Origin of the sequence: Psychrobacter sp. JCM 18901, assembly GCF_000586435.1 — a bacterium.
GTDB lineage: Bacteria > Pseudomonadota > Gammaproteobacteria > Pseudomonadales > Moraxellaceae > Psychrobacter.
In genome coordinates, this window is sequence record NZ_BAWH01000008.1 from 67,668 (window position 1) to 82,869 (window position 15,202).

At 43.8% G+C, this 15,202-nt stretch carries 8 protein-coding genes, 8 pseudogenes and 1 riboswitch; of the genes and pseudogenes, 9 read left to right on the plus strand and 7 right to left on the minus strand.

Features of this window, described 5'->3' with window-relative positions; genetic code table 11:
* The first annotated feature begins 7 nt into the window (after positions 1-7).
* From TT11_RS07830 to TT11_RS07845, 4 genes and pseudogenes are all read left to right on the plus strand, one after another.
* On the plus strand, positions 8-769 hold the full coding sequence (locus TT11_RS07830) for an endonuclease/exonuclease/phosphatase family protein (RefSeq protein WP_261869912.1): 762 nt from the start codon (positions 8-10) through the stop codon (positions 767-769).
* Between the two features lie 281 nt (positions 770-1,050).
* A pseudogene (locus TT11_RS17195) lies at positions 1,051-1,824 on the plus strand (NADP-dependent oxidoreductase); the annotation flags it as partial.
* 97 nt (positions 1,825-1,921) lie between these two features.
* Positions 1,922-1,981, plus strand: a pseudogene (locus TT11_RS07840) (hypothetical protein); the annotation flags it as partial.
* Positions 1,982-2,216: 235 nt separating this feature from the next.
* Positions 2,217-3,113: an EcsC family protein gene (locus tag TT11_RS07845; RefSeq protein ID WP_261869914.1), complete on the plus strand. Its 897-nt coding sequence runs from the start codon at positions 2,217-2,219 to the stop codon at positions 3,111-3,113.
* On the opposite strand, the pseudogene TT11_RS07850 reads toward TT11_RS07845, so the two are convergent.
* From TT11_RS07850 to TT11_RS07865, 4 genes and pseudogenes are all read right to left on the minus strand, one after another.
* Positions 3,084-3,702: pseudogene (locus tag TT11_RS07850) on the minus strand (alpha-ketoglutarate-dependent dioxygenase AlkB). The gene TT11_RS07845 and the pseudogene TT11_RS07850 sit on opposite strands and share 30 nt — an antisense overlap.
* A 20-nt stretch (positions 3,703-3,722) precedes the next feature.
* Positions 3,723-3,932: an alpha/beta fold hydrolase gene (locus tag TT11_RS07855; protein WP_261869957.1), complete on the minus strand. Its 210-nt coding sequence runs from the start codon at positions 3,930-3,932 to the stop codon at positions 3,723-3,725.
* The gene (locus tag TT11_RS07860; protein ID WP_261869915.1) at positions 3,862-4,614 is read right to left on the minus strand and encodes an alpha/beta fold hydrolase; all 753 of its coding nucleotides are present in this window, start codon (positions 4,612-4,614) and stop codon (positions 3,862-3,864) included. Before TT11_RS07860 ends, TT11_RS07855 begins: the two co-directional genes overlap by 71 nt.
* A gap of 85 nt (positions 4,615-4,699) precedes the next feature.
* Positions 4,700-6,615: pseudogene (locus TT11_RS07865) on the minus strand (ABC transporter ATP-binding protein).
* A 369-nt stretch (positions 6,616-6,984) separates the two neighbouring features.
* On the opposite strand from TT11_RS07865, the gene TT11_RS07870 reads away from it, so the two are divergent.
* Positions 6,985-7,833 (plus strand): EamA/RhaT family transporter, encoded by an 849-nt coding sequence (locus TT11_RS07870; protein ID WP_261869917.1) that lies wholly within the window; start codon positions 6,985-6,987, stop codon positions 7,831-7,833.
* Between the two features lie 177 nt (positions 7,834-8,010).
* Positions 8,011-8,901, plus strand: a pseudogene (locus TT11_RS17200) (fructose bisphosphate aldolase).
* Positions 8,902-9,024: 123 nt separating this feature from the next.
* On the opposite strand, the pseudogene thiC reads toward TT11_RS17200, so the two are convergent.
* The 3 genes and pseudogenes from thiC to TT11_RS17215 all read right to left on the minus strand — a co-directional run bounded on the left by thiC (position 9,025) and on the right by TT11_RS17215 (position 11,136).
* Positions 9,025-10,076 (minus strand): annotated as a pseudogene (gene thiC, locus TT11_RS17205) (phosphomethylpyrimidine synthase).
* Positions 10,073-10,264 carry a phosphomethylpyrimidine synthase ThiC gene (locus TT11_RS17210; RefSeq protein WP_370587820.1) on the minus strand — a complete coding sequence of 64 codons (192 nt, stop codon included), beginning with the start codon at positions 10,262-10,264 and terminating at the stop codon, positions 10,073-10,075. The pseudogene thiC and the gene TT11_RS17210 overlap by 4 nt, the downstream one beginning before the upstream one ends.
* Positions 10,261-11,136 carry a phosphomethylpyrimidine synthase ThiC gene (locus tag TT11_RS17215; RefSeq protein WP_370587821.1) on the minus strand — a complete coding sequence of 292 codons (876 nt, stop codon included), beginning with the start codon at positions 11,134-11,136 and terminating at the stop codon, positions 10,261-10,263. The genes TT11_RS17210 and TT11_RS17215 overlap by 4 nt, the downstream gene beginning before the upstream one ends.
* A gap of 249 nt (positions 11,137-11,385) precedes the next feature.
* A riboswitch (TPP riboswitch) is annotated at positions 11,386-11,530 on the minus strand.
* Positions 11,531-11,867: 337 nt separating this feature from the next.
* Between TT11_RS17215 and pstS the strand changes: the two are divergent.
* The 3 genes and pseudogenes from pstS (at position 11,868) to pstA (ending at position 15,119) form a co-directional block, all read left to right on the plus strand.
* Positions 11,868-12,990: pseudogene (gene pstS / locus TT11_RS17220) on the plus strand (phosphate ABC transporter substrate-binding protein PstS).
* 209 nt (positions 12,991-13,199) lie between these two features.
* A pseudogene (gene pstC, locus TT11_RS07900) lies at positions 13,200-14,152 on the plus strand (phosphate ABC transporter permease subunit PstC).
* A gap of 61 nt (positions 14,153-14,213) precedes the next feature.
* Entirely contained in the window at positions 14,214-15,119 is a 906-nt protein-coding gene (gene pstA, locus TT11_RS07905) for a phosphate ABC transporter permease PstA (protein ID WP_101204644.1), read from the plus strand.
* Positions 15,120-15,202: the final 83 nt, after the last annotated feature.

Sequence of the window (15,202 nt, forward strand, 5' to 3'; positions counted from 1 at the left end):
CCAAACTATGACTACCACCTCTTTTGTTTTAACCAGCTACAACATTCACAAAGGCATGTCACCGCTGAATCGCCAAGTGAAAATGCAAGGTATTGCTCAGGCGCTAGAGTCTGTAGGTTCAGACGTCTTGTGTTTGCAAGAAGTGCAAGGCCAAAACCTCAAACGTAATATGCAATATAACGAGTATCCAGATCAGTCGCAACATGAATGGTTTGGCGAATTTTTAGATTTGCAAAACAGTTACGGTAAAAACTCAGAGTACGAAAACGGCCACCACGGCAATGCAGTATTGAGCCGCTTCCCGCTAGATCCTAAACACAATGTAAATATTACGGTTAATAAGCTTGAGCAGCGCGGTGTCTTGCACTGTGAGGTACAGCCTATCGGTTGGGAGATGCCAGTTGTCGTATTGTGTGCACATTTAAACTTATTTGAGCGTGATCGTATCAAGCAGTATCAAGCGATTAGTGACTATGTTCGTAATGAGATTGCGCCGAATCAACCGCTTATCTTGGCAGGCGATTTTAACGATTGGAAAAAGATGTCTTGTGACAAACTGGCATCAGATCTCGGTATGATAGAAGCGTTCAAACATTGTCATGGCAAGCTGTTGCCAACCTTTCCAGCAAAGCTACCAGTACTCAGCTTGGATCGTATCTACGTGCGCAATTTGCTTGTGAAGGATGCTTGGGTACATACTGGGAAACCTTGGTCCTCGCTATCAGATCACCTGCCCATTAGTGCAGAACTGATGTTGCCTAATACCTAACTATAATAATTCGTCTAAATGTATTATATTGGCAATCTATCGATATATGAACAATTGTCTTTATTGATCATATTATTAATTAACTATGTTCTCGATTGAAAGTGCTATTAACAGCACAACGTTTCAATAAAATGAATAACAAGTACAGCCTAATAAACAAAATATAAGGATATTCTACGATGGCAACAACGTCTACTACTGATAATAATCAACAAGCTAACCACAATATACCTAAGACACAGCACGCCGTACTCATACGCGAGTTCGGTGAGCCCGAAGTAATGAAATATCAAGATGGTGCTGATGTCCCTGAGCTACAGGACGACCAAGTGCTAGTAAAAATCGCCTATGCTGGAATTAACCCTGTCGATTATAAGACCCGCCAAGGTAAAGGCTGGGGTGCAGAGAACATTCGTAAAGACAAGTTTGAGAATGATCAGCCGGCTATTTTGGGATTCGATGTATCAGGCGAAGTAGTCAGTAGTAATAGCGACGAGTTTGCTGTCGGCGATAGAGTAGCGGCTTTGACCTTTAGCGGTGGTGGCTACGCGCAATATGTGGCAGTAGATGCCAAGTTACTTGCGAAAGTACCAGATAATGTCACTTTAGAGCAGGCAGGTGCTTTGCCTTGTATCGGACAAACGGCGCTACAGTTTGTAGATTTTGCTGATATAAAAACAGAAGAGCATGTGGTGATTAATGCACCAGCAGGCGGTGTCGGTCATTTGTTAATCCAATTGCTTATGAATATAGTGGCGCAAGATAACATCAAGGTGACGGTAATTTGCTCGCCAGAAAAGTACGCCAAGCTTGATGAGTTGATAGACGTATCTAAGCTGGCGGGTTGGATAGATTATACCAAAGATGAAGATTTCCCTGACCTACAAGCCGACGTGCTACTTGATTTAGTCGGCGATGAAGCAGGTGTCCGTGCGCTTAGCGTGCTCAAATCAGGCGCCCGCGTGAATGTGTTACCAACTATCTGGGTTGATAAGCTCAAAGAAGCCGGTCAGCAAAAAGACTTGGCAGTAGCAGGCTATAAAGCGCAGCGTAGTGGTCAAGATATGGCGCGTGTTTTACAGGAAGTGGCCGATGGCAAGCTGACTTTAAAAATTCAAAAAAACCTATCCGCTCTCAGAAGTTGTTGCAGCGCATCACGAGCTACAAAAAGGCGATGCTTTTGGCAAGATTGTCTTGGCCGCTGCTGAGTGACTGTCAAGATTGTCCAAGTATGAGGTAGTGTTTGGTAGGATTTATTAGTAAGGGGATGTCTTTTGAAACCCAGTAAACTTAACTGATGACTTAACAAATCATACAAAAGTTTTATTTTGAACAACAGAACGTCCCTGTAGTCTTTGCTTATTTATCATAGGATAGAAAGCGAACGATACTAATAAAGGAAATAATATGACTACCAACAACAAGACTATCAATAATAAGACCAGTAATGAAAAAAATAACTGACCACATTGCTTATGAATCTAAAGCCCGTGAAGAAATAGAAGCATGGAAGAACCCCGAGAAAGGGATTTTGGATAAGACGCTCGCAGTGCTTAATACCCCTGTGGTAGCCGCCGGTGATGCTTTGATGGAGGCTCCACAATTTGGCGATTCTCTAAAAAAAGCAACTGAGGAAACGATTACTGCTTTAAGTGATGCGGCCAACTGGACATTGGACACTCAAGACGTCATTGATAGCTATCAAGAGGCAGCAGATATTAACGACTTCTCTATCAAAACGCTGTCTGACATCAAAAGTCTACCCATTGCTGTTATAGATAAACAAGTTAAGCTTTTTAAGAGCAAATATGTAGCGCTAACCAGTGCGCAAGGGGTGACTACGGGGGTTGTAGGCTGGGCAGGTATCCCTGCTGATGTCGTTGGGCTTATTACAGCTAACCTACGAGCGATTGGAGAATATGCAACGTACTATGGCTTTGATATCAATGATGAAGGCGAACAGTTATTTGCGATGTCTTTGTTGGCTGTAGCAACTTCTGCCTCTGTTGAAGAGCGTAAAGCGGCGTTAGATGAAACTCATGCGATGATTAAAGATACAGAAACTCAAGCATTCAATCAGATTAATGAAGAAGTTATGTCTCGTGTACTGCGTCAGACAGCGACTAAAGTAGCCACTAACATCACTAAGACAAAAGCGGCGCAAATCATTCCAGCGGTGGGTGCAGTAGTCGCAGGTGGTGTTAATGCTAGCTACACTGCCAATGTTTGTGAAGCTGCTTATCAGTGTTACCGTGAGCGTTTTTTTGGACCGTCTCGTATAAACACTCAATGGCTCGTTAAGTCAGCGATAGTATCAAGATGTAAGCATATGCCGAAACGTTAGACTGATTCGCCCAGCATCGACCATCTTTGTCTTGGTGATCGTATGTTTCCAAAAGGTTTGTGTGTCACCATGCATCACAACGAGCTGACCAGACTCAAGATAAAGTTCAACTTTGTCTTGAGTTTTTTTTATGCTTAAAAACAAATTTGCGTGTGGCACCAAGCGATAAGGAGGCGATGACTGGTTGCTGACCGAGCTCTTTTTCGTCATCAGCATGGTAGCCCATACCATCAGCGCCAGAAGGATAGTAGTTAAGCAGGCAGGTGTTGAAACTAGCGATGACACCAACCTCTGCTAAAGCTTGTTCGATATTCTGTTTCACGTGAAACACTATGTCTGACCATGGAACGGTTTGCCGCACGTGTCCCGAGTATTGATAATTGACATCTTTGTCTCCCATCCAGACAATTTGACGAGTAGTTATATGGGTCTTACCAAATAACGTTACGATGTCTGGCTGCCAAGGTAGCTCATTTAGTAGAGTGTTATAAAGGGCAGTGGCATCGTCGATAATTACGCCTAAATCATTTACCTTACCCTCATAGGGTAGTAAGTTATCCGTGGGTGCAGGGGCAAAGAGGTCAGTCATAATTCAGTCGTTGTAAATCCTTATTTACTGCTTTGGTAGTGCTCGTTGATGATTTGAGCGCATAGTTCAGGTGCTTCCATTGGCAATAGATGCCCATAATCTGACAGCGAAATAAGACTGCTATCTGGGACAAACTTTTTCCATTGCTTGCGTACTTTGTCATTGATGAACAGGGTAGGCTTGCCTGTAATCAAGGTGTAGGGACAGCGTAGTTTTTTTGAGTGCGGCATCGATATGAGGTGCGCCAAAATAATTGGCCAGCTCTTGTTCTGGTGCAAACATAAGCGTATAGCTACCATCTGTGTTTTTGCTCAGACTTTGTTCAGCAAACACTTGCAAGTGCTCATCGCTGATACGCTTATACGCACGCTGCGCACGTAGGCTCTCGTAATAACTATGGATACTTGGCCAAGTAGGTTGCTTGGTTAACGTGCTTTTGAAAGGCTCGCGACTCAGTAGGACAGAGCGTGGCAACAGGTTATATAAGGTAGCTTGGTGTTTGGTAAATGTGACAGGCTCGATCAGGTACAACTGCGAAAACAACTCTGGACGTTTGGCAGCTGCCATCGCTGTAGCCGTAGCCCCTTGCGAATGACCAATACCTATGACAGGCTTATCTTGGGTCTTTTCCAAAAACTCAATCAGCATATCAGCATCTTGCTCACGCGTAAGACGACGGCTTTGCGGCTTATCATACCAGTAGCCACGCAGAGCAAGTGAGCTAATATCAAATTTAGTGGCTAGCTTGCTTAATAGTGGTGTATAAGTGCCAACGGTAAAACTATTACCACTATAAAAATGTGCTGGCGCACGGGGAGTAGAGCTTGAATCTAGCGGCTGATTAAACTGGCTAAGGTCATAGTAGCGTGCCTGTTTTCCGCCAAGGTCAATGCGGTTTGTGAATGCTTCCATAAAATAAACACTTCCTTGTGACTTATTTTGAGTGATTTGTTTTCTTGTAGTTTTGCTTTTTATGATTGAGCTGACTTAATGAATCCTAGTTGTCTTCACCTAAGAAGCCACCGCTTTGACGTTGCCACAGTCGAGCGTAGACACCGTTTAATGCTAATAGTTCATCATGACTACCTTGCTCAATGATGCGCCTTGATGCATAACGACCAGTCTATCCAATGCGGCAATAGTAGATAGGCGATGGGCAATAGCAATAACGGTCTTGCCGGTCATGATGTCATTTAAGCTCTCGGTAATAGCATATTCTATCTCAGAATCTAGCGCACTGGTTGCTTCATCTAAGAGTAAAATCGGCGCGTTTTTTAGCATAACACGTGAGATAGCGATACGCTGACGTTGACCGCCAGATAGTTTGACTCCGCGTTCACCCACTTGGGTATCAAGTCCTGTATTGCCTTTATCATCGTACAAATCTTTGATGAAGTCCCATGCCTGAGCTTGTTTGGCAGCGATCATAATCTCTTCGTCAGTAGCATCAGGACGACCATAGGCGATGTTTTCACGCACGGTACGATGTAGCAATGACGTATCTTGAGTCACCATACCAATCTGTTGACGCAACGATTCTTGCGTAACTGCATCAATAGCCTGACCATCAATCAGGATTTTACCGCTATCGACATCAAAAAAGCGCAGTAGCAAATTAACCAAGGTCGATTTACCAGCACCTGAACGCCCAACCAAACCAATCTTTTCACCTGGCTTAATATCTAAGTGGAAGTTGTCCAACAGTTTGATATATGAGTTAGGAGCGCGTTTAGCAATGCTGGTACTATCAACAGTCTCGCCAGTTTGTCCATTGTCTTCTTCGTCATTCTCATAACTGAAGTCAACATGGTCGAACACAATGCGACCGTCCGTAACGGCTAGCGCTGGTGCATCAGGTTTATCAATGATCGTTTGCGGTGCTGACAACGTACGCATACCGTCTTGAACTGTACCGATACTCTCAAACAAACTGGCCGTCTGCCACATAATCCAACGCGTCAAACCATTTAGACGTAATGCCATAGCAGTCGCAGCAGCAATGGCACCAACACCAACTGCGCCTTGTTGCCACAAGTACAATCCAATACCCGCGGTACTACTGACCAAGATCACACTGATAAGATGGGTCGATACTTCTAAATAGCTGACCCAGCGCATCTGCGCATGTACCGTACCTAAGAATTGTCCCATGGCATTTTTGGCATAGCCTAGCTCACGACGAGAATGGCTAAATAGCTTAACGGTCATGATATTGGCATAAGCATCAGTGATTCGTCCTGTCATCAAGGCACGGGCATCCGCTTGCACAATCGCTGTTTGTTTAAGCTTAGGGATAAAGTACCAAATGGTAATGGCAACCAAGACCAGCCAAATGACAAATGGAATGAGTAGTAAGCTGTCTAAATTAAACAAAATCACCCCTGAGGTGATAAAGTAGACAGAGACATACATAAACATATCGGTGACGGTCATTACGGTATCGCGTACTGCTAGGGCTGTCTGCATTACCTTAGCTGAGACACGACCCGAAAACTCATCCTGATAAAACTGCATGGATTGCCCAAGCATTCGCTGATGAAACCGCCAGCGCATCTGCATAGGAAACACGCCTTGCAAGGTCTGAAAGTGGATAAACGATGACAGGGCAATCCATAATGGGCTTACTATCATGACAGCGAGCATGATGAGTAGCATGTCGCCTTTTTCTACCCACAAGTTTTGCGGCGTATAAACGCCCAACCAATCAACGATATTACCTATCCAAGCAAACAGCATGGCCTCGTAGATACCGATACCAGCGGACAAAATCATAAAGATTAGTAGCCAGCCGCGTAGGCCATTGGTACATGCCCACAAAAACTTCAGCATACCATCGCCAGGTGATGGCAATGGCATAGGGGTGTCTGGAAAGGCGGGTAGGCGGTTTTCGAAAAAGCGAAATAAAGCATTCATAGGCAGTAATAAAACATCAATAGCAGTACGTCAAGATGAACGAGAGGACTCGTTATCTAGAATCTTTACTTTTGTGATTGGGATTAGATGCTATTTTAGCAAAATTACTAATCATAGCTGCATGCTAATTGTAATTTACTTAAGAATAGCTGTGTTTTGAAAGCTTCAGTTATAACCGTAATAAATAGATTGCTGTAGAAAAAATATTTTGTTACATTCTACATCCAAACTTATGCATGGTTTAAATATTGCTTTTATAAGTATGATTTCATTGCAAAAATCAGCTGATTAGCAGGTATTTTATTTAATGGTTTTTATAAATATACGAACAGTAATAACTCAACATTGAAGTTCAAAAGGTAGCAGCAAATGATGTATTTAATAATAGCGGTGCTATGTAGCGTCGCCGTCTCAGTACTTTTGAAAATATTGCGCCAGAAAAATATAGATATTCGTCAGACCATCGTGGCAGGCTACCCTGTGGCTTTTTTACTGACTTGGGTATTACTAAAACCTGATGTAGGTGCCATTCATGCGCTTGATAGCGCTTGGGGCATCATTATCGCGCTTGGGATACTATTGCCTGCCGTATTTATCATTTTGGGACGAGCCATTGAAGCGGTGGGGATGGTAGCAACCGACGCGTCTCAGCGTTTATCACTCATTATTCCTATCGTAGCGGCTTTTTTGCTATTCGGTGAGGTGCTGACTGGTACACGTATACTTGGACTGGCGTTAGGTTTTCTTGCATTAGGTGCGCTTGTCTATCGACCACAGCATAACGATATTACTCGGCGAGCAAAGCATACGCCACTGTGGTTATTCGGGGTATGGGCAGGCTACGGCATTATTGATATTTTGTTCAAACAAGTTGCCAAACAAGGGGCAGCTTTTCCATTGACTCTACTGGTTATCTTCGGGGTAGCAGGTGTATTACTTCTAATCTATTTGCTTGCCACACGGGTACGTTGGCAAAAACAAGCGCTTATGACAGGTCTACTGCTCGGCGCATTAAACATGGGCAATATTTATGCTTATGTGCGGGCACACCAAGTGCTGCATGATTCTCCCAGTATTGTTTTTACTGGTATGAATGTCGGTGTTATTGCCGTAGCGACATTGATCGGCGTAGGTGTGTTTAAAGAGCAGCTGAACCGTATCAATATAATAGGATTAGTATTGGCAGTCTGCTGTGTAGGGGTACTGTTTTTGGCATAATGCACTCTGTCCAAAAGTATTGGTTTCATAATTTTTTTAGCTATATTGTCACGTATCCTATATAGGCATACAAATCATCCTATGATAAGGTTATCTACAAATAACACGGCTTGTATGGAATAAAAAAGCTTAGTTTATGATATTTAACTTAACCAATAAAAATAGGATGCAGGCTCAATGGAATACGATAAGCAATTACAGCGTATAAAAAAATGGTTCAGGTTTTATTGCTGCTCTTGATCAAAGTGGCGGCAGCACACCGAAAGCGTTAGAGACTTATGGTGTCAACAGCGACGACTATGATAACGATGAAGCCATGTTTGATTTGGTTCATGAAATGCGTGCTCGTATCATGACGTGCGACTGTTTTGATAGCGAGCGTGTACTTGGTGCAATTTTATTTGAAGATACCATGGAGCGCGAAGTCAATGGTAAGTCGACAGCTAATTACCTATGGGAAGATAAAAATATCGTACCATTTTTAAAGGTAGACAAAGGTTTGGCTGAGCAAATGAGCGGCGTACAAGTTATGAAGCCAATCCCGAATCTAGATCTATTATTGGATAAAGCAAAAAACTATCCCGTATTCGGTACTAAAATGCGCTCAGTCATCTATGAGCCAAATGTCGATGGTATCGAGCTTGTGGTACAGCAGCAGTTCGATGTGGCTAAGCAGATTATTTCAAAAGGCCTGATGCTATCGTCGAGCCAGAGGTCAATATTGATAGCACTCAAAAGCATGAATGTGAGCTACTGTTAAAAGCAGATATTTTGCGCAATCTAGAACGCTTAAGTGACGAACATCAAGTGATGCTTAAGCTGACGTTACCTGAAGAGGCAGGGTTTTATCAGGAGCTGATTGATCATCCTAAAGTGCTCAAAGTAGTGGCGCTATCTGGTGGTTATAGTCGTAGCGATGCTTGTGCCAAGCTCAAACAAAACCCAGGTATGATTGCGAGCTTCTCGCGTGCCTTTACTGAAGGCTTGAGTAAGCAACAAAGCGATAGCGAGTTTGCTGAAACCATTAATGCCTCAATTGAAGAGATTTATGAAGCGTCGAAAATGTAAACTTAGTAAATAAAAACTCGTACATAAATCATGAGTAAATAAGCCAAAAAAATCCCTACTAGATAAGTATGCAAATACTTAAATAGTAGGGCTTTTCTTATTCACAAGTATAGATTATTAACCCTACACCTCTTTATATAACTGGCGTCCTTCATTGTTATATTTCTTAGTCATCTCCGCCATGCCTTGGCGAATTTCCTCAGCAGTGGCCTCACCAACTTGTCCGACGAGCTCTGTATCTACCTCTTTAATTAGGTGACCAGCATCGGTTAGGTCGCCTGTTTGCGGCGTTACTTTTTGGTTAGCGGCATCTTTATTCAGCCCTGCTGCATATTCACGCACGTTTTGAGTGATTTTCATTGAACAAAACTTAGGGCCACACATGGAGCAAAAGTGTGCCGATTTGTGTGCGTCTTTTGGCAACGTCTCGTCATGATATTCGCGTGCAGTATCAGGATCGAGCGCTAGATTGAACTGATCATCCCAGCGGAATTCGAAACGTGCTTTAGACAGTGCATTGTCACGTGCCTGTGCTCCTGGATGACCTTTAGCAAGGTCAGCAGCGTGTGCAGCGATTTTATAAGTAATAATGCCGTCTTTGACGTCTTTTTTATTTGGCAGACCCAAGTGTTCTTTTGGCGTGACATAGCATAGCATCGCTGTACCAAACCAACCAATCATCGCAGCTCCGATGGCGCTGGTGATGTGGTCATAGCCTGGAGCGATGTCTGTCGTTAATGGCCCTAAAGTATAGAAAGGCGCGTCAGCACATAGCTCAAGCTGCAAGTCCATGTTTTCTTTGATCCGGTTCATCGCGACGTGTCCAGGGCCTTCGATCATCACCTGTACATCATGCTCCCATGCGACTTTGGTCAATTCACCAAGCGTACGTAGCTCACCGAACTGCGCTTCATCATTGGCATCTTGCAAGCAGCCAGGACGTAGGCCATCACCTAGACTAAATGCCACATCGTACTGCTTCATAATCTCGCAGATGTCTTCGAAATGCGTGTATAAAAAGCTTTCTTTGTGATGGCTAGACACCACTGCGCCATGATAGAACCACCACGTGAGACGATACCTGTCAGACGTTTTGCGGTGAGCGGTACATAGCGTAATAGTACGCCGGCGTGAATAGTAAAGTAATCGACTCCTTGCTCTGCTTGCTCGATCAACGTATCACGGAATATCTCCCATGTAAGTCTTCAGCGACGCCATCGACTTTTTCTAGTGCTTGATAAATCGGTACCGTACCAATCGGTACAGGAGAGTTACGGATTAGCCATTCACGGGTTTCATGAATATGATTGCCCGTTGATAGATCCATAATAGTATCCGCACCCCAACGTGTTGCCCACGTCATTTTAGATACTTCTTCATCGATAGACGAGCCAGCGCTGAGTTACCGATATTGGCATTGATTTTCACCAAGAAATTGCGCCCGATGATCATCGGCTCAGACTCAGGGTGATTGATGTTGTTTGGAATAATTGCACGTCCAGCTGCCACTTCATCACGAACAAACTCAGGAGTGATGATTTGAGGAGTATTGGCACCGAAGCTCTCGCCATCGTGTTGACGCATATCAGTCAGTTCATGCTGCTTTTGCGTCTCACGAATAGCGATATATTCCATCTCAGGGGTGATGATGCCGCGACGCGCATAGTACATTTGCGTAACGTTCTGTCCTGCTTTGGCGCGACGCGGTTTATCGATATGAGCAAATCTAAGGTTAGCAGTGCTGATGTCGCGAGCACGCGCTTGTCCGTATGAGCTAGATAGGCCACTTAGTTGCTCTGTATCATTGCGTTCTGCGATCCAGTTCTCACGCAATTTTGGCAATCCACGTGTGAGGTCGATATCGACATTAGGGTCGGTATATACACCTGAGGTGTCATACACATAAAACGGTGGATTATGCTCACCGTCTTTATCTCCAGTGCCACCTACAGGCGTATCCGCCAAGCTGATTTCACGCATCGGTACTTGGATGTCAGGTCTTGAGCCTTCGAGATAGACTTTTCTTGAGGCGGGTAAAATACGGTGCAAGTCGCGCGCATCTTCTTCGAAACGGGCATCACTTGAGGCACGGTGAGCAGGGGTTTTTAGCGCATCTGCTTTCTTATCTGCTTTGACGTTATTCGTGTCAGCAGCATTAGAAGCAAGCGTTGAGTTGTCGGCTGGGTTATGCGTTTGGGCTTTCGGTGCAATTGAGGTGGTGTCTGCAGTAGTCATATGCTGTCCTAGCGTGTTGGTTTTTGAATAAAATCAACACCGCCAGTATCTGCGGGGGTAGGCATCCATCATCTAGACAAATTTATATCATGAACCCACAACTTCGAACAAAAAAATATCGTCGCGCATGGTGGTCATCAAATATTGGACGCAGCTTTATATCCTCTCTTCTTATCTGGCTATGCATCACGCATATTAAGACAGTAGTGACGATAAAAATGTATTTCTACGCGCCCTTTGTCATAAATAACAAAGTGCTTAAGACTTCCCTGCGTCGGTACTAACCGCATCAGGTTCGGCGGGTGATCTCTCAGCGAATGTATCAAGGCGACTACTTTAATAAAGCAAGTTTAATAAAGTGAGCCAAAAATACACCGCACCCCGAGTCTGTCAGTGTTGTAAATCAGCCTTCATACTAACAAAATTCTGTACCAACGGCTAATAGTATTTGGATACAAATATTCTGTGTCAAACACACGGTTCAATATTTTCGTGAATAATTTTTTTTGAGTGTTGATAGATGAGGGTACTTAGTATTACTAGGTTGTAGACAAATTGTTCAAATATTATGTAAAGCGAATGAAGGATTCTAGAAGTTGTCATTAAACTGTCATAAAGATTTGGCAAGATAACACGCATATCACAAGCAATGCTTTTTTTATACCGTTGTTAAACTTCAGGAGTCCTACATGCGTTATTCGTTATTAGCAGTGGCCGTCAGTTGTACATTAATGCTTACGGCGTGTAATAAGTCAACAGATACGGCGGAGCAGCTGCTGATACTAGCAGTAGCGCTGTGACAACAGCTGAAACAACCTCTCAGACAGCATCTTCTGCTACGTCAGATTTTAAATCTGCTGAAAATATCGCTATGAATATTACAGGTGCAGGTGCGTCATTCCCGCAGCCTATCTATGCGAAATGGTCATATGATTACAATGCTGCGACTGGTGGCCAAGTCAACTATCAGTCGATTGGCTCATCTGGTGGTATCAAACAAATTCAGTCAAAAACAGTAGACTTTGGTGCTTCTGATGCCCCGATGACACCTGAAGAGTTAGATGAAGCAGGTTTGATTCAGTTCCCAACAGTCATCGGTGGTGTTGTACCAATCGTCAACATTGATGGCGTTGAGCTGGTGCACTGAAGCTAGACGGTACGACTTTAGCTGATATCTATTTGGGTAAGATTAGCAACTGGAATGACCCTGCGATTAAGGCGATGAACCCAGATTTGACCTTACCAGATGCCCCAATCACAACAGTATTCCGCTCAGATGGTTCAGGTACGACGTTTAACTTTACTGACTATCTTGCCAAGGTTTCACCAGACTGGAAAGACACTGTTGGCGTTGATAAAACCGTCAAATGGCCGACTTCTGCTACTGGTGCAGGCGGTAAAGGTAACGAAGGCGTTTCAAGCTACGTAAACCGCATGAAAAACTCTATCGGTTATGTTGAGTATGCTTACGCTAAGCAAAATAAGATGTCACATACTGCGCTGAAAAACGCAGCTGGTAACATCGTACAGCCATCTGCTGAGACGTTTGCAGCAGCAGGTGATATCGATTGGTCACAACAAGAAGGCTTTTATAAAGTCATCACCAACTCTGAAACTGACCAAGCATGGCCTATCGCTGCTGCGACCTTTATCTTGGTACATAAGCAACCAGAAAATCCTCAGCAAGTCGCTGGCGTGTTGAACTTCTTTGACTGGGCTTATACCCAAGGTGATGACAGCGCCATGGAACTAGACTACGTACCATTCTCTGACACGGCAGTGGCCTTGTTCAAAGAGAAGTGGAACGAAGTAAAAGGTAGTGATGGACAGCCTGTCTACAAGCCAGCTCAGTAATTTGTTTCTGCTAAATACTATTTAGCATCCTACAAGTTATCCTCTCGAATAACTATTCTCCGGTAGTTGTTTGAGAGGTTTTAACACAGCAAATTTGATGAATACATCTCGATAGATATGTTTACTCATACCGTTTAAGTTTGTTGTGTTAAAACCTAAGATACATCTTTTTAATATTTCGATTCATCCCATTAAATGCTGAGACACTTATGACAGACTTAAGGTCCCAACTGGCTAAACAAAAACGTTACGACGCTTTGTTTGTTAACTCTACCAAAGCGTTTGCCATACTCGTCCTCCTATCTTTAGGGGGCATTTTGGTGTCTCTAATTGTTGGAGCATGGCCGAGTATTCAAGAGTTTGGTTTGGGATTTTATACCAGCAATAACTGGGATACAGTCGCCAATGAATACGGTGCATTAGCGCCTATTTACGGCACCTTAGTCACGTCATTTATCGCTATTGTTATCGCGGTTCCAGTCAGTTTCGGTATTGCGATATTTTTAACCGAAATGTGCCCTAAGTTCCTAAAAAAACCACTTGGTATCGCTATTGAGTTGTTGGCTGGTATCCCATCTATCATTTATGGCATGTGGGGACTGTTCGTATTTGCGCCATTCTTTGGTGATCACATTCAGCCATGGTTCATTGAGCACGTCGGCCCTTTGCCTATTATCGGTAAGCTGTTTGCAGGTGCGCCTATGGGACTGGGTATGTTTACCGCCTCCCTAGTGCTTGCCATTATGATCATACCGTTCATCGCCGCTACCATGCGCGATGTTTTCTCTGTCGTACCAGATTTACTGAAAGAGTCAGCCTATGGCATGGGCGCGACGACTTGGGAAGTCATGTTCAAGATTATCCTGCCTTATACCAAAGCTGGTGTCGTTGGTGGCGTAATTTTGGGTCTTGGTCGTGCATTGGGTGAGACGATGGCAGTTACTTTCTTAATTGGTAATGCGTTTAATATCAGTCCAAGCCTATTCACGTCTGGTGTGACGATTACCTCGGCCTTGGCCAATGAGTTTGCTGAAGCGTCAAGTGAGCTACATCTTGCGTCTCTACTACATCTAGCTTAATCTTATTTGTCATCACCTTCATTGTGCTGTCTTTAGCAAAACTGATGCTCATGCGCATGGATCACAAAGCAGGTAACCGATAAATCTGTTACCGATTTATTGAACCTTGATAGATATTGATAAAAGATATGGGAAATAAATATTATGCCTGCTAACAATGCGATCAATGCACCACTACCTACTAAGCCAAACGGCGCTACCCGCTACAATCAAAGCCTTTATAACAAGCGTCGTTTGACCAACAAGTTAGGTCTAGGCTTTGCTATGTCAGCGATGATTTTTGGCTTATTTTGGTTATCATGGATTTTGGTGACTTTGTTTGTTGAAGGCTTCCAAGGTATGGTGCAGTTGCCAATCTTTACCGCTGATACGCCGCCACCGATGAGTGCGGGCGGTTTACGCAATGCTATCGTTGGTTCGGTCATGTTGGCGTTTTCAGGCTTGTTTATCGGTGCACCTATTGGTCTTATGACAGGTATTTATTTATCTGAGTTTTCTAAAGGCAGTATGCTGGGCAAGGTCACTCGCTTCTTAAATGATATTCTATTGTCAGCGCCATCGATTGTCATCGGTCTATTTATCTATGCACTGATGGTAAAAGGTCAAAGTTTCTCTGGTTGGGCAGGCGCGTTGGCATTGGCATTGATTGTTATTCCAGTGGTCGTACGTACGACAGAAAACATGCTGAATCTGGTACCTAATAGTCTACGCGAAGCGGCCTATGCGTTAGGTACTCCTAAATGGAAGTTGGTCACTCAGGTTACGGTAAAAGCTGCACGAGCGGGACTGACCACAGGTGTGCTACTGGCCTTTGCTCGAATCACTGGTGAGACAGCGCCGTTACTATTTACCGCACTTAACAATCAATACTTCAGTACAGATATGGGTCAGCCTATTGCCAACTTACCCAATACCATCTACCAGTTTGCGATGAGTCCTTATGACAACTGGCATACACTGGCTTGGGCGGCAGCACTACTTATCACCGCATCTGTCCTAGTATTGAATATTTTGGCAAGATTTATCGGTGGTAGAGGTCAGCCCAAATAAGCTGAGAGAAGACGGTAGTACGCTGCACGCTAAGCATTTACTTAAACTTATATGAAATTAATTGAGCTAGGTTGAAATATTAT

What these genes read in the sequence shown, in the direction of transcription:
- TT11_RS07830 (WP_261869912.1), top strand. Translation starts at nt 8, where the DNA reads ATGACTACCACCTCTTTTGTTTTAACCAGCTACAACATTCACAAAGGC.
- TT11_RS07845 (WP_261869914.1), top strand. Translation starts at nt 2,217, where the DNA reads ATGAAAAAAATAACTGACCACATTGCTTATGAATCTAAAGCCCGTGAA.
- TT11_RS07855 (WP_261869957.1), bottom strand. Translation starts at nt 3,932, where the DNA reads ATGCCGCACTCAAAAAAACTACGCTGTCCCTACACCTTGATTACAGGC.
- TT11_RS07860 (WP_261869915.1), bottom strand. Translation starts at nt 4,614, where the DNA reads ATGGAAGCATTCACAAACCGCATTGACCTTGGCGGAAAACAGGCACGC.
- TT11_RS07870 (WP_261869917.1), top strand. Translation starts at nt 6,985, where the DNA reads ATGATGTATTTAATAATAGCGGTGCTATGTAGCGTCGCCGTCTCAGTA.
- TT11_RS17210 (WP_370587820.1), bottom strand. Translation starts at nt 10,264, where the DNA reads ATGACGTGGGCAACACGTTGGGGTGCGGATACTATTATGGATCTATCA.
- TT11_RS17215 (WP_370587821.1), bottom strand. Translation starts at nt 11,136, where the DNA reads ATGACTACTGCAGACACCACCTCAATTGCACCGAAAGCCCAAACGCAT.
- pstA (WP_101204644.1), top strand. Translation starts at nt 14,214, where the DNA reads ATGCCTGCTAACAATGCGATCAATGCACCACTACCTACTAAGCCAAAC.